Origin of the sequence: Citrobacter sp. MGH106, assembly GCF_001037495.1 — a bacterium.
GTDB lineage: Bacteria > Pseudomonadota > Gammaproteobacteria > Enterobacterales > Enterobacteriaceae > Citrobacter > Citrobacter murliniae.
Genome location: NZ_KQ089822.1, coordinates 2,062,457 through 2,087,219, shown reverse-complemented (window position 1 = coordinate 2,087,219; position 24,763 = coordinate 2,062,457). Strand labels below are relative to the sequence as shown.

At 51.8% G+C, this 24,763-nt stretch carries 18 protein-coding genes and 1 pseudogene; 10 read left to right on the top strand and 9 right to left on the bottom strand.

Annotation, left to right across the window (positions count from 1 at the left end; genetic code table 11):
• Positions 1 to 80: 80 nt before the first annotated feature.
• The 5 genes from SK36_RS09925 to SK36_RS09905 all read left to right on the top strand — a co-directional run bounded on the left by SK36_RS09925 (position 81) and on the right by SK36_RS09905 (position 7,727).
• A complete protein-coding gene (locus SK36_RS09925) occupies positions 81 to 3,821 on the top strand; it encodes a nitrate reductase subunit alpha (RefSeq protein WP_048221432.1) in 3,741 nt (1,246 codons plus the stop codon).
• Complete coding sequence (narH, locus tag SK36_RS09920) at positions 3,818 to 5,362, top strand: nitrate reductase subunit beta (RefSeq protein WP_045443002.1); 1,545 nt, start codon at positions 3,818 to 3,820, stop codon at positions 5,360 to 5,362. Before SK36_RS09925 ends, narH begins: the two co-directional genes overlap by 4 nt.
• The gene (gene narW / locus SK36_RS09915) at positions 5,362 to 6,057 is read left to right on the top strand and encodes a nitrate reductase molybdenum cofactor assembly chaperone (protein WP_048221431.1); all 696 of its coding nucleotides are present in this window, start codon (positions 5,362 to 5,364) and stop codon (positions 6,055 to 6,057) included. Before narH ends, narW begins: the two co-directional genes overlap by 1 nt.
• Positions 6,054 to 6,734 carry a respiratory nitrate reductase subunit gamma gene (gene narI / locus SK36_RS09910; RefSeq protein WP_045443008.1) on the top strand — a complete coding sequence of 227 codons (681 nt, stop codon included), beginning with the start codon at positions 6,054 to 6,056 and terminating at the stop codon, positions 6,732 to 6,734. Before narW ends, narI begins: the two co-directional genes overlap by 4 nt.
• 99 nt (positions 6,735 to 6,833) lie before the next feature.
• Positions 6,834 to 7,727 carry a PhzF family isomerase gene (locus tag SK36_RS09905; protein WP_048221430.1) on the top strand — a complete coding sequence of 298 codons (894 nt, stop codon included), beginning with the start codon at positions 6,834 to 6,836 and terminating at the stop codon, positions 7,725 to 7,727.
• A gap of 58 nt (positions 7,728 to 7,785) precedes the next feature.
• On the opposite strand, the gene nhoA is transcribed toward SK36_RS09905, so the two are convergent.
• Positions 7,786 to 8,631, bottom strand: a complete 846-nt coding sequence (gene nhoA / locus SK36_RS09900) for an N-hydroxyarylamine O-acetyltransferase (protein ID WP_045443015.1) — start codon at positions 8,629 to 8,631, stop codon at positions 7,786 to 7,788.
• A 146-nt stretch (positions 8,632 to 8,777) separates the two neighbouring features.
• On the opposite strand from nhoA, the gene SK36_RS09895 reads away from it, so the two are divergent.
• Together SK36_RS09895 and SK36_RS09890 are read left to right on the top strand one after the other, a co-directional pair.
• On the top strand, positions 8,778 to 9,350 hold the full coding sequence (locus SK36_RS09895) for a flavin reductase family protein (protein ID WP_045443018.1): 573 nt from the start codon (positions 8,778 to 8,780) through the stop codon (positions 9,348 to 9,350).
• Between the two features lie 203 nt (positions 9,351 to 9,553).
• Positions 9,554 to 11,530, top strand: coding sequence for an alkyl/aryl-sulfatase (locus SK36_RS09890; RefSeq protein ID WP_048221429.1), 1,977 nt, complete (start codon positions 9,554 to 9,556; stop codon positions 11,528 to 11,530).
• A 39-nt stretch (positions 11,531 to 11,569) separates the two neighbouring features.
• Here the strand turns inward: SK36_RS09890 and pptA are convergent, their stop codons facing one another.
• Positions 11,570 to 11,797 carry a tautomerase PptA gene (gene pptA, locus SK36_RS09885; protein WP_045443023.1) on the bottom strand — a complete coding sequence of 76 codons (228 nt, stop codon included), beginning with the start codon at positions 11,795 to 11,797 and terminating at the stop codon, positions 11,570 to 11,572.
• 36 nt (positions 11,798 to 11,833) lie between these two features.
• A complete protein-coding gene (locus tag SK36_RS09880) occupies positions 11,834 to 12,769 on the bottom strand; it encodes a LacI family DNA-binding transcriptional regulator (RefSeq protein ID WP_048221428.1) in 936 nt (311 codons plus the stop codon).
• A 388-nt stretch (positions 12,770 to 13,157) separates the two neighbouring features.
• On the opposite strand from SK36_RS09880, the gene SK36_RS09875 reads away from it, so the two are divergent.
• On the top strand, positions 13,158 to 14,354 hold the full coding sequence (locus SK36_RS09875) for an L-talarate/galactarate dehydratase (protein ID WP_045443029.1): 1,197 nt from the start codon (positions 13,158 to 13,160) through the stop codon (positions 14,352 to 14,354).
• A gap of 74 nt (positions 14,355 to 14,428) precedes the next feature.
• Positions 14,429 to 15,739 (top strand): MFS transporter, encoded by a 1,311-nt coding sequence (locus SK36_RS09870; RefSeq protein WP_048221427.1) that lies wholly within the window; start codon positions 14,429 to 14,431, stop codon positions 15,737 to 15,739.
• Between the two features lie 65 nt (positions 15,740 to 15,804).
• Here SK36_RS09870 and SK36_RS09865 read toward each other — a convergent pair whose 3' ends face one another.
• The 6 genes and pseudogenes from SK36_RS09865 to SK36_RS09835 form a co-directional block, all read right to left on the bottom strand.
• A complete protein-coding gene (locus SK36_RS09865; protein WP_045443034.1) occupies positions 15,805 to 16,581 on the bottom strand; it encodes an amino acid ABC transporter ATP-binding protein in 777 nt (258 codons plus the stop codon).
• Positions 16,565 to 17,491, bottom strand: coding sequence for an amino acid ABC transporter permease (locus SK36_RS09860; protein WP_048221426.1), 927 nt, complete (start codon positions 17,489 to 17,491; stop codon positions 16,565 to 16,567). The genes SK36_RS09865 and SK36_RS09860 overlap by 17 nt, the downstream gene beginning before the upstream one ends.
• A 9-nt stretch (positions 17,492 to 17,500) precedes the next feature.
• Positions 17,501 to 18,010, bottom strand: coding sequence for a GNAT family N-acetyltransferase (locus SK36_RS09855; protein ID WP_045443040.1), 510 nt, complete (start codon positions 18,008 to 18,010; stop codon positions 17,501 to 17,503).
• Between the two features lie 10 nt (positions 18,011 to 18,020).
• Positions 18,021 to 20,293 (bottom strand): annotated as a pseudogene (locus SK36_RS25020) (NtaA/DmoA family FMN-dependent monooxygenase).
• Between the two features lie 26 nt (positions 20,294 to 20,319).
• A complete protein-coding gene (locus SK36_RS09840) occupies positions 20,320 to 21,441 on the bottom strand; it encodes an amidohydrolase (protein WP_048221424.1) in 1,122 nt (373 codons plus the stop codon).
• A complete protein-coding gene (locus tag SK36_RS09835; protein ID WP_048221423.1) occupies positions 21,441 to 22,439 on the bottom strand; it encodes an MsnO8 family LLM class oxidoreductase in 999 nt (332 codons plus the stop codon). The genes SK36_RS09840 and SK36_RS09835 overlap by 1 nt, the downstream gene beginning before the upstream one ends.
• A gap of 530 nt (positions 22,440 to 22,969) precedes the next feature.
• Between SK36_RS09835 and SK36_RS09830 the strand changes: the two genes are divergently transcribed.
• Positions 22,970 to 24,511 (top strand): methyl-accepting chemotaxis protein, encoded by a 1,542-nt coding sequence (locus SK36_RS09830; RefSeq protein ID WP_048221422.1) that lies wholly within the window; start codon positions 22,970 to 22,972, stop codon positions 24,509 to 24,511.
• Positions 24,512 to 24,763: the final 252 nt, after the last annotated feature.

Sequence of the window (24,763 nt, the reverse complement as noted above, 5' to 3'; positions counted from 1 at the left end):
CTGATAGCAACGCTCTCGCGACTCATCAGGCCAGCAGTTCGGTTCACTGTCGGCAAAATTATCGGAGCAGGAGAAATGTCATGAGTAAACTGTTGGATCGCTTTCGCTACTTTAAACAAAAGGGCGATACGTTTGCCGATGGTCACGGACAAGTGATGCACAGCAACCGGGACTGGGAAGACAGCTATCGCCAGCGCTGGCAGTTCGATAAAATCGTACGCTCAACCCACGGCGTCAACTGCACCGGCTCATGCAGCTGGAAAATCTACGTAAAAAACGGACTGGTCACCTGGGAAACACAGCAGACCGACTATCCGCGCACCCGTCCTGATCTGCCCAACCATGAGCCACGAGGCTGCCCGCGCGGGGCAAGTTATTCCTGGTATCTCTATAGCGCTAACCGTCTGAAATACCCACTGGTGCGTAAACGCCTGATTGAACTGTGGCGCGATGCCCTCTCCCGCCAGCCGGATCCAGTGCTGGCCTGGGAATCCATTATGAACGACCCGCAAAAGTGCCAGAGCTACAAACAGGTACGTGGACGCGGTGGGTTTATCCGGTCAAACTGGAAAGAGCTAAATCAGCTTATTGCTGCCGCCAACGTCTGGACAGTGAAAACTTACGGCCCGGATCGGGTCGTTGGGTTTTCGCCAATTCCGGCTATGTCGATGGTTTCTTACGCAGCCGGAACGCGCTATCTCTCGCTTATCGGCGGGACCTGTCTGAGCTTCTACGACTGGTATTGCGATTTGCCTCCCGCATCGCCGATGACCTGGGGAGAGCAGACCGATGTACCGGAATCCGCCGACTGGTATAACTCCAGCTACATTATCGCCTGGGGTTCCAACGTCCCGCAGACCCGTACGCCAGATGCACACTTCTTCACGGAAGTGCGCTACAAAGGCACCAAGACAATTGCTATTACGCCGGACTACTCGGAAGTTGCCAAGCTGTGCGACCAGTGGCTGGCTCCGAAGCAAGGTACCGACAGCGCGCTGGCGATGGCGATGGGCCACGTGATCCTGAAAGAATTCCACCTCGACAAACCCAGCGACTATTTCCTGAATTACTGCCGTCGTTATACCGATATGCCGATGCTGGTACTGTTGAATGCCCGTGAAGACGGTAGCTATGTCCCGGGCCGGATGATGCGTGCCTCCGATCTCGTCGATGGACTGGGTGAAAGCAATAACCCGGAATGGAAAACGGTTGCCTTTAACAGCGCCGGTGAACTGGTGGTGCCAAACGGTTCGATCGGTTTTCGCTGGGGAGAAAAAGGTAAGTGGAACCTCGAGGCGCTGGCTGCAGGCACGGAAACCGAACTGTCCTTGTCGTTGCTCGGTCAGCACGACGAAGTTGCCGGGGTGGCCTTCCCCTATTTTGGCGGTAATGAAAACCCACACTTTCGTAGCGTCAAGCAGGAGCCGATACTGGTGCGTAAGCTGCCGGTAAAACACCTTACGCTTGCCGATGGCACACTTTGTCCGGTAGTCAGCGTTTACGATTTGGTGCTGGCAAATTACGGCCTCGATCGCGGTCTGGATGACGCTCACAGTGCTCATGATTACACCGAAATCAAAGCCTATACCCCGGCCTGGGGCGAACAAATTACCGGTGTGCCAGCCCGCCATATCGAACAAATCGCCCGGGAGTTTGCGGATACCGCACACAAAACCCACGGTCGATCGATGATTATCCTCGGTGCCGGCGTCAACCACTGGTATCACATGGACATGAACTACCGTGGGATGATTAACATTCTGGTGTTTTGTGGCTGTGTCGGTCAAAGTGGCGGTGGCTGGGCGCACTACGTTGGTCAGGAAAAGCTACGTCCGCAAACCGGTTGGCTCCCCCTGGCTTTTGCACTGGACTGGAACCGTCCACCGCGTCAGATGAACAGCACCTCGTTTTTCTACAATCACTCCAGCCAGTGGCGTTATGAAAAAGTCACTGCTCAGGAACTGCTCTCCCCGCTGGCTGATGCGTCGAAGTTTACCGGACATCTGATTGACTTCAACGTACGCGCCGAGCGCATGGGCTGGTTGCCCTCCGCGCCTCAGCTCAACCTAAATCCGTTAACCGTAAAAGCGAAGGCAGAACAGGCAGGCTTGTCACCTGCGGATTACACCGCACAGGCACTGAAGTCGGGGGATATCCGCATGGCCTGCGAGCAACCAGACAGCGGTAAAAACCATCCTCGTAACCTCTTCGTCTGGCGTTCAAACCTGCTCGGCTCCTCAGGTAAAGGGCATGAATACATGCTCAAATATCTGCTTGGTACGGAAAGCGGTATTCAGGGTGAAGCGCTTGGCTCAAGCGAGGGTATTAAACCTGAAGAGGTGGAGTGGCAATCGGCGGCTATCGAAGGCAAGCTCGATCTGTTGGTGACGCTGGATTTCCGGATGTCGAGCACCTGCCTGTTTTCAGACATCGTGTTGCCTACCGCCACCTGGTATGAAAAAGACGATATGAACACCTCGGATATGCATCCGTTTATTCACCCGCTGTCGGCGGCGGTTGATCCCGCCTGGGAATCAAAAAGCGACTGGGAGATTTATAAGGACATCGCCAAAGTGTTCTCAGAGGTGTGTGTTGGACATCTGGGACAAGAAACCGACGTGGTGTTGCAACCGCTGCTGCATGACTCCCCGGCAGAACTGTCGCAACCGTTTGATATTCAGGACTGGCGCAAAGGCGAATGCGAACTTATTCCGGGTAAAACGGCACCCAATATTGCCGTCGTGGAACGGGACTACCCCGCCACTTACGAACGCTTCACATCGCTTGGGCCATTGATGGACAAGCTGGGTAACGGCGGAAAAGGTATCTCCTGGAACACCCAGACGGAAGTCGATTTCCTCGGCAAGCTCAACTACACCAAGCGTGAAGGCGCGGCAAAAGGTCGCCCGCTGATTGACACCGCGCTGGATGCTTCCGAAGTGATCCTGGCGCTTGCGCCGGAAACGAATGGTCAGGTGGCGGTGAAAGCCTGGCAAGCGCTGGGCGCAATGACCGGGCGTGACCATACGCATCTGGCGCTAAACAAAGAAGACGAAAAGATCCGTTTTCGCGACATTCAGGCGCAACCGCGCAAAATTATCTCCAGCCCGACCTGGTCAGGTCTTGAAAGCGAGCATGTCTCTTATAACGCCGGCTATACCAACGTTCATGAGCTGATCCCGTGGCGCACGCTGTCTGGCCGCCAGCAGTTGTATCAGGACCATGCGTGGATGCGCGCCTTCGGCGAGAGTCTGGTGGCCTACCGTCCGCCAATCGACACCCGCAGCGTGAGTGAAATGCGCGAAATTCCACCAAACGGTTTCCCGGAAAAAGCGCTGAACTTCCTGACGCCACACCAGAAATGGGGTATCCACTCCACCTACAGTGAAAACCTGTTGATGCTTACGCTGTCGCGCGGTGGTCCGATTGTCTGGATCAGTGAAACCGATGCTAAAGAGCTGGGTATTGAGGATAACGACTGGATTGAAGCCTTTAACGCCAACGGTGCACTGACTGCCCGCGCGGTGGTTAGCCAGCGCGTGCCGCCCGGGATGACGATGATGTACCACGCTCAGGAGCGGATCATGAATATTCCTGGCTCTGAAGTTACCGGAATGCGCGGCGGCATTCATAACTCCGTGACCCGCGTGTGCCCGAAACCCACGCACATGATCGGCGGCTATGCGCAACTGGCTTACGGCTTCAACTATTACGGCACGGTCGGCTCTAACCGCGATGAGTTCATCATGATTCGAAAAATGAAAAATATTAACTGGCTGGATGATGAAGGTCGCGATCAGGTACAGGAGGCGAAAAAATGAAAATACGCTCACAGGTAGGCATGGTTCTTAATCTGGATAAATGCATTGGCTGCCACACCTGCTCCGTCACCTGTAAAAACGTCTGGACCGGACGTGAAGGTATGGAATATGCGTGGTTCAACAACGTCGAAACCAAACCGGGTATTGGTTATCCGAAAAACTGGGAAGACCAGGACGAGTGGCAAGGCGGCTGGGTTCGCGACGTTAACGGTAAGATAAGACCGCGTCTGGGCGGTAAGATGGGCGTCATCACTAAAATCTTCGCCAACCCTGTCATTCCGCAAATCGATGATTACTACGAACCGTTCACCTACGACTATCAGCATTTGCATAGCGCGCCAGAGAGCAAAAATCAGCCCACCGCCCGCCCGCGTTCGCTAATTGATGGCAAACGAATGGACAAAATTATCTGGGGGCCAAACTGGGAAGAACTGCTTGGCGGGGAATTTGAAAAACGCGCCCGTGACCGTAACTTCAAGGCGATACAAAAAGAAATGTACGGTCAGTTTGAAAACACCTTCATGATGTATCTGCCGCGCCTGTGCGAACACTGTCTGAACCCCAGTTGCGTGGCAACCTGCCCGAGCGGCGCGATTTACAAGCGTGAAGAAGATGGCATTGTGCTGATCGACCAGGATAAATGTCGCGGCTGGCGCTTGTGTATCAGCGGCTGCCCATACAAAAAAATCTACTTTAACTGGAAGAGTGGCAAGTCAGAAAAATGCATTTTCTGCTACCCACGTATTGAATCCGGTCAGCCAACGGTATGTTCGGAAACCTGCGTCGGACGTATTCGCTATCTCGGCGTACTGCTGTACGACGCAGACCGTATTGAAGAGGCGGCTAGCACTGAACATGAGACCGATCTCTATGAACGCCAGTGCGATGTGTTCCTCAACCCTAACGATCCGGCGGTAATTGAGGAAGCACTGAAACAGGGGATCCCACACAACGTCATCGAGGCGGCCCAGCGGTCACCGGTCTACAAAATGGCGATGGACTGGAAGCTGGCACTGCCGCTGCACCCTGAATACCGCACCCTGCCGATGGTCTGGTATGTGCCGCCGTTGTCACCGATTCAGTCAGTCGCAGACGCCGGTGGCCTGCCGCACAATGGCAATATTCTGCCGGCCGTCGAGTCGCTGCGTATTCCGGTGCAGTACCTTGCCAATATGCTCAGCGCCGGAGATACCGGCCCGGTACTGCGCGCGCTGAAACGTATGATGGCAATGCGTCACTATATGCGTTCGCAAACAGTAGAAGGCGTAACGGATACCCGCGCTATTGAAGAAGTGGGTTTAAGCGTTGAGCAGGTCGAAGAGATGTATCGCTATCTGGCTATTGCTAACTATGAAGACCGCTTCGTGATCCCAACCAGCCACCGTGAAATGGCTCGCGATGCCTTCCCGGAGAAAAACGGCTGCGGCTTTACCTTTGGCGACGGCTGTCACGGTTCCGACACCAAATTCAACCTGTTCAACAGCAGCCGCATTGATGCTATCGATATCACCGAAGTGCGCGATAAAGCGGAGGGTGAATAATGCAAATCCTTAAGATTATCGGACTGCTGATGGAGTATCCGGACGAATTGCTATGGGAATGCAAAGACGATGCTCTACAACTGATCGCCAGCGATGCGCCAGTGCTTACCAGGTTTACAACGAAACTGCTAAACGCTCCGTTACTCGATAAACAAGCTGAATGGTGCGAGGTGTTTGACCGGGGCCGCGCCACCTCGCTTTTGCTGTTTGAACATGTGCATGCTGAATCTCGCGATCGCGGCCAGGCGATGGTTGACCTGCTGGCTCAGTACGAAAAGGTGGGGCTACAACTCGACTGTCGGGAACTGCCGGATCACCTGCCATTGTATCTGGAGTATTTAAGCGTTTTGCCTGAAGCCGAAGCCAGAGAGGGATTACAGAATGTGGCGCCAATCCTGGCGTTGCTTGGCGGTCGCCTGAAGCAGCGAGAGGCACCATGGTATCAGCTGTTTGACGCCCTGCTGACTTTAGCAGGAAGTCCGCTTTCAAGTGACAGTGTCACCAAGCAGGTGGGTGCGGAATCCCGGGATGATACCCGTCAGGCGCTGGATGCGGTCTGGGAAGAAGAACAGGTGAAGTTCATTGAGGATAACGCCACTGCCTGTGACAGTTCACCGTTACAAAACTATCAACGACGCTTTAGCCAGCACGTCGCCCCCCAGTATGTCGACGTCAGTGCAGGAGGCCCGAAATGATACAGTATCTGAACGTCTTTTTTTACGACATCTACCCGTATCTGTGCGGCACGGTGTTTATCCTTGGCAGTTGGCTACGCTACGACTACGGGCAATATACATGGCGCGCCTCCTCCAGCCAGATGCTCGATAAGCGCGGCATGGTGCTTTGGTCGAACCTGTTCCATATCGGCATTCTGGGGATCTTCTTCGGTCATCTGTTCGGCATGCTAACCCCGCACTGGATGTACGCCTGGTTCCTGCCTGTTGCAGTCAAACAGCAAATGGCAATGATTGCAGGGGGCCTCTGTGGTGTGCTGACGCTGGTTGGTGGAGCTGGTTTGCTGGTTCGTCGTCTGACAAACTCGCGAATTCGCGCCACCTCATCCACAGCCGATATTCTGATCCTGTGCGTATTGCTGATTCAGTGTATTCTCGGCCTGACCACTATACCGTTCTCCGCTCAACATCCTGACGGCAGTGAAATGCTGAAACTGGTAGGCTGGGCACAGTCAGTGGTGACCTTCCAGGGGGGCGCGTCTGCGCATCTGGATGGTGTCGCATTGATCTTCCGTGTACATCTGGTATTAGGCATGACCATCTTCCTGCTGTTCCCGTTCACCCGTCTGGTCCATGTGTGGAGCGCGCCGGTTGAATATTTTACCCGTCGCTATCAGATCGTTCGTTCTCGCCGCTAATGCTCTGCGATGCCCGGTGGTGCTTGCACTAACCGGGCATACGTTAGCCATACGAATTTTTGCACGCTATGATGCTTCTCCATCCCAGGGAGAACATCAATGAAACCACAGATTTATCACGTCGATGCCTTTACCTCTGAACCTTTTCGCGGCAATTCGGCGGGGGTTGTATTGCATGCTGATGGCCTGAGCGATACGCAGATGCAGCTGATCGCGCGGGAGTTGCGCCATTCAGAAACGGCATTCATGCTCTCCAGCGATGACAGTGATGTCCGGATTCGCTACTTTACCCCCACGATCGAAGTACCCATCTGCGGACACGCCACCGTCGCGGCTCACTATGTGCGGGCGAAAGTGCTCGGTCTGGGAAATACCACCGTCTGGCAGACTTCTCTGGCCGGTCGTCATCGGGTTGAAATTCACGCTGAAGGCGGCGATCACCGTATCACTCTGGAACAGGGTGCGCCGGTTTTTGAGCCCCCGCTGGAAGGCGAAACGCGTGCGGCAATCATCAGCGCCCTGCACCTGACTGAAAGCGATATGCTGCCAGGGGTACCTGTTCAGGTGGCCTCCACTGGTCATTCAAAAGTAATGATCGCACTGAAGCCAGAGGTCGATATCGATGCCTTGTCCCCGAACCTGTCGGCATTAACAGCACTCAGCCAGCAAATTGGCTGCAACGGTTTCTTCCCGTTCCAGATCCGCCCTGGGAAATACGAAACTGATGGTCGCATGTTTTCACCCGCGATCGGTATTGTGGAAGATCCAGTGACGGGCAATGCCAACGGTCCGATGGGAGCATGGCTGGTGCATCATAATCTGATGGTGCATGACGGAAAATTATTGCGCGTCCAGGGGCATCAGGGTCGCGCGCTGGGACGCGACGGCATCGTCGATATTGCGGTGACCATCCGCGATAACCAACCAGAAAAAGTGACTATCTCTGGTGCTGCGGTGATCCTGTTTCATGCCGAATGGGCGATTAATCTCTGACGAAACAGATAAGCCGGATAAGGTGTTACCCTGTCATCCGGCTATATTCCGCTTCGCGCTATTTTCCTGCCTCCGGATGGGTATCAAACGCAGCCATCACCGTGGCCAGTTCTGCCTCAGTAAATCCGTGTTTTGCATCGTCAACACCCAGATCAAAGCGTTCCTGCAATAGCATATACAGGCTGGCGACATCGGGTACATTCATCTGCTCGACCGCATGACCGTCCTGGTAATGGGTAAAGTGAAAATTGGTTAACGTCAGCTTACCCCCGTCCGGCAGATGGCGGCACATCAGCAGATGATGACGAAAATGCGATTGTGGCCAGTGTGCTGACCAAAAATTGCCCATCACATAATCGCTCTGGTGCTGCATGACGAGATCAAAGTGGTACATTGATTGCCAGTGTTCATGGTGTCGGAACTGCAGGATCCAGTCCTCCCCCTCCTGAATCAGGCGATACTCACCGTGCGGTGTCTGCTGTTCAAGGTTAGCCTGCAACCGAATAGGCGCCGTCAGCGTTTGTCCGCCAAATCCTACGTCGGCAATCCACTGCTCTCCCTGCAACTCAACCAGTAGCAGGCGATGAGTACGTGGCGGCAGGGTTGATGGATTCGCCAGCACCACACGTCCGAGTAAACTGCGCACCGTAAAACCTGTCTCCCGCAGTGCTCGCTCAAGTACTCCGTTTTGTTCAAAGCAATACCCGCCACGACGAGCGTTCACCAGCTTCTCTTCCAGAGCCAGATCGTCGAGCTGTATCTCTCGCGGTAGCAACACATCCAGATTTTCAAACGGAATAGCGGCGTTGTGCAGTAAATGCAGTCTCTTCAAAGTGTTAATGTCGACTGCTGGCGTACCTGACCAGCCAATACGGGAAAAATAGGCTTTTAAAAAAGGCGTCATATAGCGTTCCTGTTTGTTCAATGTTGTACTTATAACGCATTTTTAATTTTACGCCGGCGATTTTGTGCGCTGGGTCTTGTTGTGGGATGACAAAATCGCTAATACCGTTAATTGTGACGCTGTTTTTATCTTTCAGAGGAGTCGCCATGAGTCATTTTCGTCCAGTTGAATTGCATCATGCCAGTCGGCTGTTGAATCACGGCCCAACCATTTTGATTACCAGTCGGGACTCGACGACAGAACGCCGTAATGTGATGGCAGCAGCATGGTCAATGCCCGTTGAGTTTGAGCCACCACGCATAGCCATTGTGGTGGATAAGACTGCCTGGTCGCGCGAACTCATTGAACGCAGCGGCATGTTTGGCATTGTTATCCCGGGCGTTGCGGCAACCAACTGGACCTACGCCGTGGGAAGCGTGTCCGGTCGTGAGGAAGATAAATTCAACTGCTACGGTATCCCAGTGATAAATGGTCCAGTGCTTGGCTTACCGGTGATAGAGACAAAATGTCTGGCCTGGATGGAGTGTCGCCTGCTGCCAGCGACATCTGCACAGGAGAAATACGACACCTTGTTTGGCGAAGTGGTTTCAGCCGCAGCGGACGAGCGCGTATTCATCGACGGTCGCTGGCAGTTTGATGATGACAAACTCAATACCCTGCATCATCTGGGTGCAGGCACGTTTATTATTAGTGGGAAACGTATCACTGCAGGCGAGTAATAGTGCATTTACCGATGGCAGTAAACGACTGCCATCCTGGCCTTATTTAATCTAAAGCCTAATAATCCCCCCCTTCCTTGCCGATTCATTAACGCCAGTTATAGTTAATCTTGCACTAACCCAAATATCTATTCAAAACACTATCCGTAAAAGCAGCATCCCCCTTAACACTGTACTTCGTGAAGTATCAGAGAGGTTTTACGATGCAACTTAATAGAATCGCGAAATGTTTTATTCTTGCTGGGTTATTAACATCTTTCTCTGTTCCTCTTATGGCCGCAGAAGCACCAAAAGACGCTACTGCATCCACGCAACAAGCTAACAATGCGCTCTACAACCAACTTCCTTTTGACGATAACACTGACTTTACCGATGCCCATAAAGGCTTTATCGCCCCTATCCCCCAGGAAACGATTAAAGGCGAACAAGGCAACGTGATCTGGGATCCGCAGCAGTACACGTTTATTAAAGAAGGTGACAAAGCCCCGGACTCAGTGAATCCCAGCCTGTGGCGGCAGGCTCAGTTAATCAACATCAGTGGCTTGTTTGAAGTAACCGAGGGTGTGTATCAGATCCGTAACCTCGATCTTTCAAACATGACGATTATCGAAGGTAAAGAAGGCATAACCGTTGTCGATCCACTGGTCTCAGCTGAAACAGCTAAAGTCGGTATGGATCTTTATTTTAAAAATCGCGGTAATAAGCCCGTCGTCGCCGTCATTTATACTCACAGTCATGTAGATCACTACGGTGGCGTACGCGGTGTGGTCGACGAAGCGGATGTAAAATCAGGAAAAGTGAAGATCTATGCGCCTTCGGGCTTTATGGAAGCCGCAGTTGCCGAAAATATAATGGCCGGGAACGTAATGAGCCGTCGAGCCAGCTATATGTATGGCAACCTGTTGAAACCTGATACCAAAGGCCAGGTTGGTGCCGGGCTGGGTACCACAACATCTGCGGGTACAGTCACCCTGATTGCACCAACCAATATCATTGAGAAAGACGGGCAAAAAGAGGTTATAGACGGTTTAACCTATGACTTTATGCTGGCGCCAGGCTCAGAAGCTCCATCAGAAATGTTATGGTTTATCGAAGAGAAAAAACTTATTGAATCGGCCGAGGATGTCACGCATACCCTGCACAATACCTACTCTTTGCGTGGCGCAAAAATACGTGAACCACTGCCCTGGTCTAAATACATCAATGAAGCCATCGTTCGCTGGGGAGACAAAGCGGAAATCCTGATGGCCCAACACCACTGGCCAACCTGGGGTAATGACAACGTGGTGAAGCTGCTCAAGAGCCAGCGTGATCTGTATCGATACATCAATGACCAGACGCTACGTATGGCGAACGAAGGCCTGACCCGCGACGAAATAGCCGCTAACTTCAAGCTGCCTGATTCACTGGCGCATACATGGGCTAACCGCGGTTACTACGGTTCTGTCAGCCATGATGTGAAAGCTACCTATGTGCTTTATCTCGGCTGGTTTGACGGTAACCCGGCGACGCTGGATGAACTGCCGCCGGAAGACGCCGCTAAAAAGTACGTCGATTATATGGGCGGTGCGGATGCCATACTGCAGAAAGCAAAAACCGACTATGACCAGGGTAACTATCGTTGGGTGGCACAGGTCGTGAGCAAAGTGGTGTTTGCCGATCCGAACAATCAGGCGGCCCGCAATCTGGAAGCTGACGCGCTGGAACAATTAGGATATCAGGCAGAGTCCGGCCCGTGGCGTAACTTCTATCTCACCGGTGCGCAAGAGTTACGTAACGGCGTGGTTAAAGGACCAACCCCAAATACCGCCAGCCCGGATACCGTACGGGCGATGACGCCAGAAATGTTTTTCGACTACCTGGCGGTACATATTAATGGACAGAAAGCTGGTGATGCGAAATCCGTATTCAACATAGATCTCGGTAACGACGGAGGAAAATACAAGCTGGAGCTGGAAAATGGCGTTCTGAATCATACCGCCAATGCTGAAGCGAAAGAGGCTGACACGACTATCACTCTTAGCCGCGATACGTTGAACAAAATCATCCTCAAGGACATAACCCTGAAGCAGGCTGAAGAAAGCGGTGATGTGAAGATAACCGGCGACAGTGCCAAACTCGAGGCTATGCTTGGCTATATGGATAAATTCGAATTCTGGTTCAATATTGTCACACCGTAAATATATTATTAAACGGGCGGCCTTCCCGCCCGTTTAATCTCACATACTGTAGCCCGGTTTTTTTATCAGCGTCGCCATCTGGGGCGCAATTTGCTCATCCCACACAATTTGCCATGCATCCGGCTCAATTTCATTGAGCGCCACGCTCACCGAGCTCTCTTTACTTTGCAGATGGCGAATGATGACCTCGGTTATATCCGCAGCCAGCGCGGATTTTTGTTCGTCATTCAGGTCGCGGGGAAAACATTTAATATCCACGTGCGGCATAGCAGGTTCCTTATTGTCTGTATTCGGGCAGGTATCTTATGCGGACTCTCGTTCTACCAGATGGAAGCCAACATCAATAATATCGTCATCACGCGCAATATTTTCAATACGGTCGGCAAGCAGCGAGGCGGCACGTTGTCCGATAGCGCGTCGGTCTACGCTGACTGTGGTAATCGAGGGCCGATTGCTGGCGGCAAAATCGAGATCGCCAAAACCAATCACCGCTAAATCTTGCGGGACCTTCAAACCACGGCTTTCTGACTCCATGATAGCCCCCTGTGCAAGAGTGTCTGAACTACAGACAATGACGTCAAACTCACCCTCGGTAAAAAGCTGGGTCAGGCCACTACGGCCAAGGGACAAAGAGGCCGGAAGCGGGACATCCACTTGTGGGACAGAGGAAATCTCATGTCGGCTCAGAACATCGCACAACCCTTGTTTACGCTGACCCGCCCGACGATCGGCCGTCCACAGTAAACCAGGACGACGATAGCCTTTCTTAATGATGTATTCCGCCACTGCCTGCCCCACTTTTTCGTGAGAGAACCCCACCAGCATGTCGACAGGCGTTGGCGTTAAATCCCAGATTTCCACCACCGGAATGGCAGCATTCAGGATCACTTTTTTCAGCTCAGCAGTATGGTGGATCCCGGTGAGTACGATGCCATCAGGCCGACGTGATAACAGTGCAGCCACCAGTTCGGCTTCGGTTTGCTGCGTGTATCCGGCCACACACAACAATATGTGATAACCACGCTCAGCCAGTTCATCACTCAACGACTGGATAGTATCAACAAACATGTTGTTGTTTATTTGCGGCACCACCACAGCAATAAGTTTACTTCGACGTGACGCCAGCCCCCCTGCCAGAGCGTTAGGAATATAGCCCGTAGCGCGCACGGCAAGCATCACTTTTTCTACCGTTTTCGGCCGTACCAATTGCGGGGTATTCAGTGCCCGACTCACCGTCATAGGAGACAACCCAGCGGTACGGGCAACATCTTCCAGCGTGGGTGCGCGCGAAGGTCTGGAGTTTTTCACTGTCGATGCCCTTGTAAAAATCGCCGATTAAGTTGTGCATTATTCATCATGAAATCGACCAATGCCAGCGGCCTTCTTTTTTACGCTGAGAAAACAGCGGCTTAGCATAGCTTTATCATTTGATAATGTTAACGCAATCATTTGTATTTGTGCATTTTCACACAAAGTATTGGAATGTGACATTACTTACAATAGGAAGGCCTTTTATCTCTTGGTTTGTGATCGATTGTTCAAATCAAAAGCAATTCGCTGGCTTAATGATTGCGCCACCATTAAAAATGTTAGCGCAATCATTTGTTCATCACCAGGAGAGAATAATATGTCTTTAAGTGCTAATTCCGACGCCGTAACCTATGCCAAAACGGTGAATACTAAAACCGCTGCTGAAACCGGCGATCGTATTGAGTGGGTTAAGCTATCTCTGGCATTTCTTCCGCTGGCAACGCCAGTCAGCGATGCCAAAGTGCTTACGGGTCGCCAGAAACCGTTAACTGAAGTGGCGATTATCATCGCGGAGATCCGCAGTCGTGATGGTTTCGAGGGCGTAGGATTCAGCTATTCCAAGCGTGCGGGTGGCCAGGGGATTTATGCCCACGCGAAAGAAATTGCCGATAACCTGCTGGGAGAAGATCCAAACGATATTGACAAGATCTACACCAAGTTACTGTGGGCAGGCGCTTCCGTAGGTCGTAGTGGAATGGCGGTACAGGCCATCTCCCCTATCGATATTGCTCTGTGGGATATGAAAGCCAAACGCGCAGGCCTGCCGCTGGCAAAACTGTTGGGCGCACACCGCGACTCCGTCCAGTGTTACAACACCTCTGGTGGATTCCTGCATACACCGCTGGATCAGGTGCTCAAAAACGTCGTTATCTCTCGTGAAAACGGTATTGGCGGTATCAAGCTGAAAGTCGGACAACCTAACTGTGCCGAGGATATTCGCCGTTTAACCGCAGTGCGTGAAGCACTGGGTGATGAATTCCCGCTGATGGTGGACGCGAATCAACAGTGGGATCGCGAAACGGCTATCCGCATGGGTCGTAAAATGGAACAATTCAATCTGATCTGGATTGAAGAGCCGCTGGATGCCTACGATGTAGAAGGTCACGCACAGCTTGCCGCCGCGCTTGATACCCCTATTGCCACAGGTGAAATGTTAACCAGCTTTCGCGAGCATGAACAGCTGATCCTCGGTAACGCCAGCGACTTTGTACAGCCAGATGCGCCACGCGTAGGCGGTATTTCACCCTTCCTCAAAATTATGGATCTGGCCGCCAAACATGGCCGTAAGCTTGCCCCACACTTTGCAATGGAAGTTCACCTGCATCTGTCTGCCGCCTACCCGCTGGAGCCATGGCTGGAACATTTCGAATGGCTGAATCCGTTATTCAATGAACAACTTGAACTGCGCGATGGCCGTATGTGGGTTTCCGATCGTCATGGTCTGGGCTTCAGCATTAGCGAACAGGCGCGACGCTGGACGCAATTAACCTGCGAGTTTGGCAAACGCCCGTAACGTATCTGGCGGGAAATAAAAACCCGCCCTCTTCCCTACATAAACGCTCTCAAACCTAATGACAGGAGTGGGTGATGAATACAATAATAAAGCGCACTAAAGTGCGTTACAGCATCCTGATATTTCTATTTCTTGCCACAGTATTTAATTATGCTGACCGTGCGACGTTATCCGTCGTCGCGCCAATTATGAGTAAGGAACTCGGGTTTGATCCCGAAGCCATGGGGCTGGCCTTCTCAGCCTTTGGTATTTCTTACGTTATTATGCAATTACCCGGCGGTTGGTTACTGGACCGTTACGGTTCCCGCGTGGTGTATGGATGTGCATTGATCGGCTGGTCACTGGTGACCATGTTTCAGGGCACTATCTATCTCTATGCAAGTCCGCTTGTTGTACTGATTATCCTGCGTCTGATGATGGGAGCCATCGAAGCGCCTGCATTCCCGGCCAACAGTCGTTTAAGCGTGCAGTGGTTTCCCAATAGCGAGCGAGGTTTTGTCACATCGGTCTACCAGGCCGCACAATATATTTCGCTAGGTATTATTACGCCGCTGATGACCATTATTTTGCATAATCTGAGCTGGCATTTTGTCTTTTATTACATCGGGGCGATTGGCGTTATTCTTGGCATATTCTGGTTGGTTAAAGTCAAAGACCCTATGCACCATCCTAAAGTGAACCAACAGGAAATTGATTATATTCGTGCTGGCGGTGGCGAACCATCGTTGGGAAATAAAAAGGAACCGCAAAAAATCACCCTGGCGCAAATTAAAAGCGTCTGTGTCAACCGGATGATGATTGGCGTTTATATTGGTCAATTCTGTGTCACCTCGATAACCTGGTTTTTCCTGACCTGGTTCCCGACCTATCTGTATCAGGCTAAAGGGATGTCGATCCTCAAAGTGGGATTTATCGCCAGTATCCCCGCGATTGCCGGATTCATTGGTGGATTGCTGGGCGGGGTCTTCTCTGACTGGCTCTTGAAACGCGGCTACAGTCTGACTGTCGCCCGTAAGTTGCCGGTCATCTGCGGCATGTTACTCTCCTGCGTCATCGTTATCGCCAACTATACCTCTTCAGAATTTGTGGTTATCGCTGCAATGAGTCTGGCCTTTTTCGCCAAAGGCTTTGGCAATCTTGGCTGGTGCGTACTCAGCGATACCTCGCCAAAAGAGGTGCTGGGCATTGCCGGAGGGGTGTTCAATATGTGTGGCAATATGGCCAGTATTATTACCCCGCTGGTTATCGGCATTATTCTGTCTAATACCCAGTCATTTGATTACGCCATTCTGTACGTTGGTTCAATGGGACTGATTGGCCTGATTTCTTATCTGTTTATCGTAGGGCCATTGGATCGCATAACGTTGGCACCTTCTGCCGCTTAATTTAACCGTATGGCGATATTTCGCCCGCTGTTCCGGGATTTGCACTCCTGCGGAACAGCGTTTTTTTACGATAACACCTTCGACAAGAACTGCTGTGTTCGCGTATGACGAGGATGGTTCAGTACCTGCTCGCTGCTCCCTTGCTCCACGATTTTGCCATCGACCATAAACACGACCTGATCCGCCACTTCCCGGGCAAAACCAATTTCGTGGGTCACAACGACCAGTGTGGTTCCCGATTGCGCCAGTGCTTTAATCACATCAAGCACTTCGCCTACCAGCTCAGGATCAAGCGCAGAGGTTGGTTCGTCAAACAGCATTACACGTGGATTTAACGCCAGCGCGCGGGCAATAGCGATACGTTGCTGCTGCCCACCAGACAAGTGCCGAGACCAGGCATCGGCTTTATGACGCAGCCCAACCGCATCCAGTAATGTCAATGCCCTCTCAGTGGCGGCTTTACGCGACGCCAGCCCGTGCGCAATCGGCGCTTCAATCAGGTTTTCCAGTACGGTTAAGTGTGGGAACAAATTAAAGTTCTGGAAGACATAGCCGACGTTGATGCGCTGGCGCAGGATCTCCGCCTCTTTAAGTTCATACAACCTGTCGCCCTGTCGGCGGTAGCCAATATAGTCGCCATCAATCTGAATAAATCCCTCGTCGACGCGTTCGAGATGGTTAATTGCCCGCAATAGCGTTGATTTTCCCGACCCTGAAGGTCCGAGAATAACCGTTACCGTACCTGGAAGGATCTCAAGAGAAACATTATCCAGCGCTTTATGGCGCCCGAAGTATTTACTGACGCTGGTAATTGAAATATGACCATCAGGCGAGTGGGACATGGACAGCCTCCTGCGACGGGATTTGACGACTACGTTTAACCGCACGGCTCGCGCGAGTGGTATTTATTGCTGAACGTCGCTCGCTGCGTGCCAGTGCGCGCTCGACCAGATGTTGAATGAGCGACAGGACGCTGGTAATGACCAGATACCACACGGCCCCGACCATCAGCAGCGGGATCACTTCCTGCGTGCGGTTGTAGATCATCTGGATGGTATAAAACAGCTCCGGCATCGCCAGCACATAAACCATCGCAGTCCCCTTTGCCAGACTGATAATTTCATTGAATCCTGAGGGTAAAATGGTTCGCAATGCCTGTGGCAGGATGATTCGCAGTGTCCGACGCCAGGCTGGAAGTCCCAGTGCGGCGGCAGCTTCATACTGACCGTGATCAACCCCGAGAAAACCGCCACGGATAATTTCGGCGGTATAGGCACTTTGCACCAGCGTCAGGCCAACTACCGCGGTGGAAAACTGACCGAGTACATTGATGGTTTCAAAACTGCCCCACTGAACAGCGGTGAAGGGAATCCCAATCGTCAGCGTGTCGTACAGATAAGAGAAGTTGTACAGGATAATCAGCACCACGATCAGCGGCAACGATCGGAACAACCAGATATATCCCCATGCCAGTCCGTTCAATAGCCAGGACGATGAAAGTCTGGCCAGTGCCAGTAAACCACCAAAAAAAATGCTCAACAACGTGCCGATAAGCGTTAGCAATAACGTTTGCCCAAGGCCGGACAAAATGACCGGATCAAAAAACCAGCGGGCAAATACGCTCCATTCCCAACGGGGGTTAAACGCCACCGACTGGATAATCACCGCCAGCACAAACAGAGCCACTATCGCGCCAGCGGTGCGCAGCGAATAACGCGCGGGTACGACTTTGATGGTTTCAGTCGTTTTCATTTTCTCTCCTCAGGCTATTTTTGCCTGACCTGCGATGGTCAACAGTTTGGTAAAGCGCAGTCGTCCATCGAATGGCGGTTGACTGTACTCTTCAGGATCGCGTGCAATATCGAATTGCGGATCGTAGCCCTGGCGTAAATAGAGCTGAACGGCTTCCGGCTGGCGAAACCCCGTCGTCAGGTAGATGCGGCTGTAGCCCGCGAGCAATGCCCTGCGTTCCAGCTCCTGCACAACTCGTCCCGCAAGCCCTTGCTTACGCAGGGTACTTTTGGTCCATATGCGCTTAATCTCTGCGGTATCAGCGTTGTAGGGTTTGTAAGCGCCGGTAGCGATAATTTCGCCGTCGCGTTCCAGCACCACAAAAATCCCCTGCGGTGCCAGATACCATTCGGTTAACTCCACTTCGGCATCACGGGAAAAATAGTCACCATAGCGTGAGGCATATTCGCCAAACAGACCGTTAAGGATCGGCTGCAGCTCCGCAGCTTCTGGCGACACCACGCGGAATTCATCGCTCATACAGGTCTCCTTAATCGCCTAAACCCGCCGGATTAATTTCGGATTGCGGGATACGTTCAACCCCTTCTCCCCAGCGGTTCAGCACTTTGTCATAGTCACCATTGCCAATCACACCGTTAAGCGCGGTTTGTACCGGCTGCACTAAACCGCTGTCTTTTTTCAGCGTTACCGCGATATGCGCCGCCTTCGGCCATCCTCCATCCACGCTGCCGACCAGTTGCGTTTTCCCGTTGAGAGCGGCTTTCCAGGCACCGATGACGTTAGGACCAAAATAGGCATCAGCACGGCCTGACTGCAGGGCCAGCGTCTGGGCGGCATCATCTTTGGTATACACCGGAGTAAACGGCTTTAATCCGTTCTTCAGGTTTTCTTCGTTCCACGCCAACAAAATGGCTTCCTGATTTGTGCCGGAACCGACAATAATGCGCAGACCTGCAATATCTTCTGCTTTCTCAATTTTCGTCAGTTGGCTGCCGGTTTTGACATAAAAACCGAGGGAATCTTTGCGATAGGTAGCAAAATCAAACTTCTCTTTGCGCGCCTTGGTCACGGTAATATTGCTGATTGCGGCATCATATTTGCCGGATGTCACGCCCAGCGGCCAGTCTTCCCACGACGTCGGCACGACGTTCAACTCCAGTCCCAGACTGTCGGCAACCAGGCGGGCAATATCGGCTTCACTGCCGATTAGCGTTTTATTGTCATCCGCAAAAACGGTCAGCGGCGGCTGACTCAGCCCGGCAATCGCCACGGTGAATTTGCCCGGTACAGCGAGGCGCAGGTTGGCGGGTAATTGCGCGATCGCCTGCGGGTTTTTCGCCGTATTGATAGGGGTTTTATTGGCTTCCAGGCTGACGCCAGTACCATTAATCGTGACGTCATTTGCCCAGACTGAGGCGCTGAAAGCCAGTGACAGCGCGAGAAGTAATGATTTTTTCTGCATAGCGTTTTTTCTCTTATTGTGTGAGTTTATTGTGTGAATTGATTTGCCGGTGCCGCTAACCCCAGACTTTCGCGCAGGGTTGTGCCAGGGTATTCATAACGGAACAGGCCACGCGCCTGGAGCACCGGAATCACCTGCTCAACAAAGCGTGGGAAGGTATCCGGCGTTCCGCCCTGGATGATAAAACCGTCTGCCGCTTTCTCGTCGAACCACTGCTGTAAGCCATCTGCTACCTGTTCTGGCGTACCGCTAAAACGGGGACGAGGGCTGGCAGCCTCCAGCGCAACCTGCCGCAACGTTAGCCCGCGTTCCCGCGCATTACGCTTGATTTCATCGGTGGTGCTACGAAAGCTGTTTTGACCCAGATCGCCGATATCCGGGAATGGCGCATCCAGTGGATATTGCGCAAAATCGTGATGTTCAAAATAGCGACCCAGGTAATTCAGTGCGTCGGTAACAGAAACCAACGCGGCGGTGGTTTGATATTGCTGCTCAACATCCTGTTCACTGTCGCCAACAATAACGCTGACGCCCTGAAAAATATGCAATTCATCAGGATGACGCCCGGTGAGCTCTAATTGGTTTTTTACATCCTGATAAAATGCTTTGGCCTCGGCCAGTGAATCCTGATGGGTAAAAATAGCATCAGCATGCTGCGCTGCTAATTTTTTGCCATCTGCAGAAGCACCAGCCTGAAATATAATTGGGCGTCCCTGCGGTGTGCGGGCAATGTTTAACGGGCCGGCAACCTGAAAATAATCGCCGTGATGATTTAGCGTGTGCAGTTTCTGCGGATTAAAAAATTCACCACTGGCTTTATTACGGATAAACGCGTCGTCTTCCCATGAGTCCCACAGACCTTTCACCACCTGCAAATATTCGTCAGCAATGCGGTAACGCTGGGCATGTTCAGGATGCTGTGCACGGGAATAGTTCTTTGCCGATCCTTCCAGTGGCGATGTCACCACGTTCCATCCGGCCCGCCCCTGGCTGAGGTGGTCTAGGCTGGCAAACTGGCGCGCGGTGGTAAAAGGCTCGCTGTATGACGTCGATACCGTCCCGACCAACCCAAGATTGCGGGTAATACTGGCCAGCGCAGATAATACCGTTAACGGTTCAAAGCGATTTAAAAAATGCGGAATAGATTTTTCATTAATATACAGTCCGTCGGCGACAAAAATAAAATCCAGTTTACCTTGCTCAGCAATTAACGCCGTTTCTTTAACGAATTCAAAATTAATACTGGCATCGGCCTGTGCAGCCGGATGACGCCATGCGGACATATTACCTGACGCACCGTGCAGAATAGTGCCCAGCCGTAGTTGCCGATTTTTAGCCATAGTAACCCCTTACCCAACAGGTAAAATTAAAGATGTTCGAATGCCGTTTTTGCTAAATGGGCAAAATAATTCGCGGCGGGTTCAATTAATCGTTCGTCCGGATTAAATCCCGGATGGTGTAGTCCATATTCACTGGCGCTACCGATACTGACAAATGCGCCAGGCGTATTTTGTAGATAGACCGCAAAATCTTCGCCCCCCATATGGAGATCGGCTTTGTGCGTGGTATAGCCGGACTTTTTTGCCACGTTGGTGGCAATATCGGCCCAGTATGTGTCGTTGACCAACGCACTCGGTCCGGCATGCCAGATAACATCAATTTGTGCGCCAAAAGCGTGAGCAAATCCGGCGGCGATATCGCTCACTCGCTTTTTGACCTGCTGCTGAACTTCAGTGCGATGTGTCCTGAGCGTCCCTTCCAACTCGACAAATTCTGGCAGGACGTTCCACGTATTTCCGCCCTGAATCCGGGTCACGCTCAGTACCACTGAATCCAGCGTATTAATCTCCCGACTGGCAACGCTTTGCAATACCGTCACCAACTGGCTGGCGAGCAAAATGGCATCTTTACCTTCGTGTGGACGTGCGGCATGTGCGCCTTTACCCGTAACACGCAGCACAAAGCGATCAACGTTGGCGTAAAAAGCACCGCCCCGAGTGGCAAACTCGCCTACCGGCAAGCCGGGTTCATTGTGCATGCCAAAAATTGCCGCCACGTTTTGCAGTGCTCCGGCACGGATCAACGTTTTCGCACCACCAAAATTTTCTTCCGCGGGTTGAAACAAAATGCGTACTCGCCCCGGCAAATGGAATTCCTGCTGCTTCAGCAATATTGCCGCACCGAGCATAACGCTGGTGTGGATGTCATGTCCGCAGGCATGCATCACGCCAGGTGTCAGCGAGCGAAACGGAACATCGGCATTTTCTTCTATCGGCAATGCGTCAATATCCGCTCGCAGGGCGATAACCTCTTCTCCCTGACCAATTTCTGCGACCAGACCCGTTTTCAGTTCAAACGGTAAAATAGTGACATCCGCACTGTGCAACCAGTCGCGAATACGGGCCGTCGTCGCCACCTCCTGGAGGGAAAGCTCCGGGTGCTGGTGCAGTTCGCGACGCCAGTTAATAAGCTGTGAGGCGAGCGACATCAGGCGACCTCCACGGCTGCATGGGCTTTTGCTAATAAACGCAAAGATGTCAGACGCGCATGACCTTCCGCCACCGGGGTATCGATAATGAACTCATCAATGCCGTAGTGCGTATGCAGGTCAGTGAGTTTTTCGACCACTTCCTGCGCAGTACCGTGCAACAACGCCTGCTCGCGTCGGGCAATTTTTCGCGGCGCGCTTCCCGCTTGTGCGGCAAAAGCCAGAGCCTGTTCTTCGCTGGCAACCGTGACGCGTTGGCCATCTTCCAGCTCCACGCCCCAGATCTGCACGTTTTCCGCCAGTTGCGCGGCGATCCCGGCACTGTTTGCCACTATCACCTGTACCGCAACAATCGTTGGGCGAGAGCTGTTGTTTTGCCAGTACGTCAGAACATCTCGCAGTAGTGCTTTGTCACCATTAAGATGTGCAGCGAAGATAAAGTTCCAGTCTGAGTCTGCCGCCAACTGCGCGCTTTGAACGCTGGCTCCCAGAACAAATCCTTCCGGGGGTGTGGGTGGAAGCGGTGTCGGGAACACCGTTTGCGCAGTTTCCTTACCGGTCAGCGACAGCCAGCCATTAAGCTGAGAAAGCTGTTCGGCAAACGTTCCCTTTTCTGTCTGGTTGATGCCCTGCTGTAGCGCCTGTGTTGACAGCGGTAATCCTCCAGGCGCTTTCCCCACACCGAGGTCAACGCGACCCGGGGCCAGTGACGCCAGAAGATTGAAATTTTCTGCCACTTTATACGGACTGTAGTGCTGCAGCATGACCCCACCGGACCCCACGCGGATACGCTGTGTTTGCCCGAGGATCCACGCAATCACCAGTTCTGGCGACGGACTGGCGAGCTGCGGCGTATTGTGGTGTTCCGCTATCCAGAAGCGGTGATATCCCCACTCTTCTGCCAGTTGCGCCAGATGAAGCGTCCTGGCAAGGGCAATGGCGGCGGTTTCAGCTTCCCCTACGGGGCTTTTATCAAGAATGCTCAGGCGATATGACATGTTGCAGGCCCATGTTTGTTAACATGTCTTTATTATTAAATTATCAAATAACCATATAGAAACATTTAATTCACATTTGCTCAGCTAAAAAACAGATAACCACCCCTGTTCCCGGCATGGGTAAGATCGCTTCAGAATGGTTTGGTCATTCCTGCACAGGCGATGGCACGATTCAGAAAAAATGTCTTGTTTTTACTGACTACAAAATATAATAGGGTCTCTGTTGAGGGTGAAAATTCAGCGACATCATTGCTTATCAATTTTATTTTTGCGGAACTCGCCGGGGCCTAATTTAATTTAAGTCAGTTTAACTGACTTTTCAGGTTATGCATTTGTATTTATTGTTTCATATTTATGACAGAACACTAATCACCTGCATTAAAATTTTTATTTGAGATACTTTCGCAGAACTGATGATTAGTAGAGAATGCAGCGTTTCTTATTAAAATGGTTTAAAACGGCTTTTTAATATCCCCTGGTGTTAATGCGGGGATCTTTGTATGAATTATACATAACATCATGGGGCTTTTATGAAAAGTAACACGCCCGTTACACAAATTGAGCACGAACTTAACGCTAAAGCGACGCTGCTTTCGACGACGGATAAAGAGAGCCATATTACCTATGCGAACTCCGCCTTTATCGATGCCAGTGGCTTTAACGAAAACCAGCTAATGGGCGAGCCGCATAATATTATTCGCCATCCCGATATGCCCCCTGCGGCCTTCGCTGACATGTGGTACACGTTACAGCAGGGGGATAGCTGGACAGGCATGGTGAAAAACCGCCGACAAAATGGCGATCATTACTGGGTCCGTGCAAACGTCACTCCCGTCTGGCACCATGAAAAATTAACCGGCTACATCTCAGTGCGCACAGTTCCTTCGCGAGAAGAAATAACGGCGAGTGAACAACTATATGAAAAAATAAATAACCAGAAATTTAAAGGCTTTCGTCTTTTTAAAGGCATTGTTATTCGCCGTGGCGCAATGGCATGGGCCTCTATGTTTAAATGGTTGAGTATTAGTCAACGCGTCAATTATGCTCTAGTTTTCGTTGCCCTGCTCTCTGCATTATTAATCTTTACCCCAGTGAACGCGTTTATTCAGGCAGGTGGAATGCTGACATTGTTTGTGTTATTTGGTATTTACCTTAAGTATCAAATTTGTCAGCCAGTTAATACTTTGCTCAGCCAAATGAAGAAAGTGGTCTCCGGACGTAAACCCGATAACTGCCATTTAAATCGTGTGGATGAAATCGGGATGTTGATGCGACTGGTTAATCAGTCCGGACTGAATCTGAATTCCCTGGTTGATGACGTCAGTATGCAGATAGCCGGTATTCGCTCTATTAGCCAGCGCGTGTCAAAAGAAGGCATTGCACTGCATACACGTTCCGAAGAAACGTCTGCGGATCTGCAGCAAACAGCGGCCGCCATTGAAGAGATTGGCAGTGCGGTACAGCAAACCGCAGATACCGCAGCTCAAACCATGACAATGGCCGATAAGACCAGCGTTAATGCGACAGAAGGCGGCGATATCATGAAGCAAACTATCGCCATGATGCAGGCCATTTCACGCGACAATAGCCAGATCGTCGATATCATCGGCGTTATCGACAGTATTGCCTTCCAGACCAATATTCTTGCGCTTAATGCTGCCGTCGAGGCTGCGCGCGCCGGAGAGTCCGGACGCGGTTTTGCGGTGGTGGCGGCTGAAGTACGAAATCTGGCACAGCATTCTGCGTCTGCAGCCAAAGAGATCAAGTTGCTTATCGAGAAAAACGTCGCGAACGTTAACTCCGGCGTGAAAATGGTGGAACAGACGGAAACGCATCTGACAGGCATGATTGGCGACGTGTTACAGATGTCGATGATGATCAAAGACATTAGCCTGGCGACACGGGAACAAACTCAGGCGCTGGATCTGATTAATGATTCAATATCGCGCGTAGGTATCATGACCCATAATAATGCCGAAATGGTGGAGCGCGTGACCGACGCCACCGCTGATTTAACTCAGCGTTCGTCACGTTTACAACAGGCCGTCCAGGTCTTTGGCATATCCGCATAAAAGGTATGACGCTCATCATGGTGACAATCACGATGAGCGTATTTTTTACCCCCTCACAGTCCCCGTCCCTTAATTTTGCTGAATCGAGACCACAGCCCGTCAACTCAGGCCGCAGAAAAAAGCGCTTTCTGGCTGGTCAGGCTTTGCGTCACTTATCAATTGAATGTAGGATGCTCGGCCGACAGTTTTCTCCCTGTAACACAATGAAGGGTAACGCTGTTTTCGCCGCGAGCTGACTTTCGTATGGGTCGC

Bases quoted from the DNA above. Each gene is read 5' to 3' on its own strand.
- SK36_RS09925 (WP_048221432.1), top strand. From the start codon at position 81: ATGAGTAAACTGTTGGATCGCTTTCGCTACTTTAAACAAAAGGGCGAT.
- narH (WP_045443002.1), top strand. From the start codon at position 3,818: ATGAAAATACGCTCACAGGTAGGCATGGTTCTTAATCTGGATAAATGC.
- narW (WP_048221431.1), top strand. From the start codon at position 5,362: ATGCAAATCCTTAAGATTATCGGACTGCTGATGGAGTATCCGGACGAA.
- narI (WP_045443008.1), top strand. From the start codon at position 6,054: ATGATACAGTATCTGAACGTCTTTTTTTACGACATCTACCCGTATCTG.
- SK36_RS09905 (WP_048221430.1), top strand. From the start codon at position 6,834: ATGAAACCACAGATTTATCACGTCGATGCCTTTACCTCTGAACCTTTT.
- nhoA (WP_045443015.1), bottom strand. From the start codon at position 8,631: ATGACGCCTTTTTTAAAAGCCTATTTTTCCCGTATTGGCTGGTCAGGT.
- SK36_RS09895 (WP_045443018.1), top strand. From the start codon at position 8,778: ATGAGTCATTTTCGTCCAGTTGAATTGCATCATGCCAGTCGGCTGTTG.
- SK36_RS09890 (WP_048221429.1), top strand. From the start codon at position 9,554: ATGCAACTTAATAGAATCGCGAAATGTTTTATTCTTGCTGGGTTATTA.
- pptA (WP_045443023.1), bottom strand. From the start codon at position 11,797: ATGCCGCACGTGGATATTAAATGTTTTCCCCGCGACCTGAATGACGAA.
- SK36_RS09880 (WP_048221428.1), bottom strand. From the start codon at position 12,769: ATGACGGTGAGTCGGGCACTGAATACCCCGCAATTGGTACGGCCGAAA.
- SK36_RS09875 (WP_045443029.1), top strand. From the start codon at position 13,158: ATGTCTTTAAGTGCTAATTCCGACGCCGTAACCTATGCCAAAACGGTG.
- SK36_RS09870 (WP_048221427.1), top strand. From the start codon at position 14,429: ATGAATACAATAATAAAGCGCACTAAAGTGCGTTACAGCATCCTGATA.
- SK36_RS09865 (WP_045443034.1), bottom strand. From the start codon at position 16,581: ATGTCCCACTCGCCTGATGGTCATATTTCAATTACCAGCGTCAGTAAA.
- SK36_RS09860 (WP_048221426.1), bottom strand. From the start codon at position 17,491: ATGAAAACGACTGAAACCATCAAAGTCGTACCCGCGCGTTATTCGCTG.
- SK36_RS09855 (WP_045443040.1), bottom strand. From the start codon at position 18,010: ATGAGCGATGAATTCCGCGTGGTGTCGCCAGAAGCTGCGGAGCTGCAG.
- SK36_RS09840 (WP_048221424.1), bottom strand. From the start codon at position 21,441: ATGTCGCTCGCCTCACAGCTTATTAACTGGCGTCGCGAACTGCACCAG.
- SK36_RS09835 (WP_048221423.1), bottom strand. From the start codon at position 22,439: ATGTCATATCGCCTGAGCATTCTTGATAAAAGCCCCGTAGGGGAAGCT.
- SK36_RS09830 (WP_048221422.1), top strand. From the start codon at position 22,970: ATGAAAAGTAACACGCCCGTTACACAAATTGAGCACGAACTTAACGCT.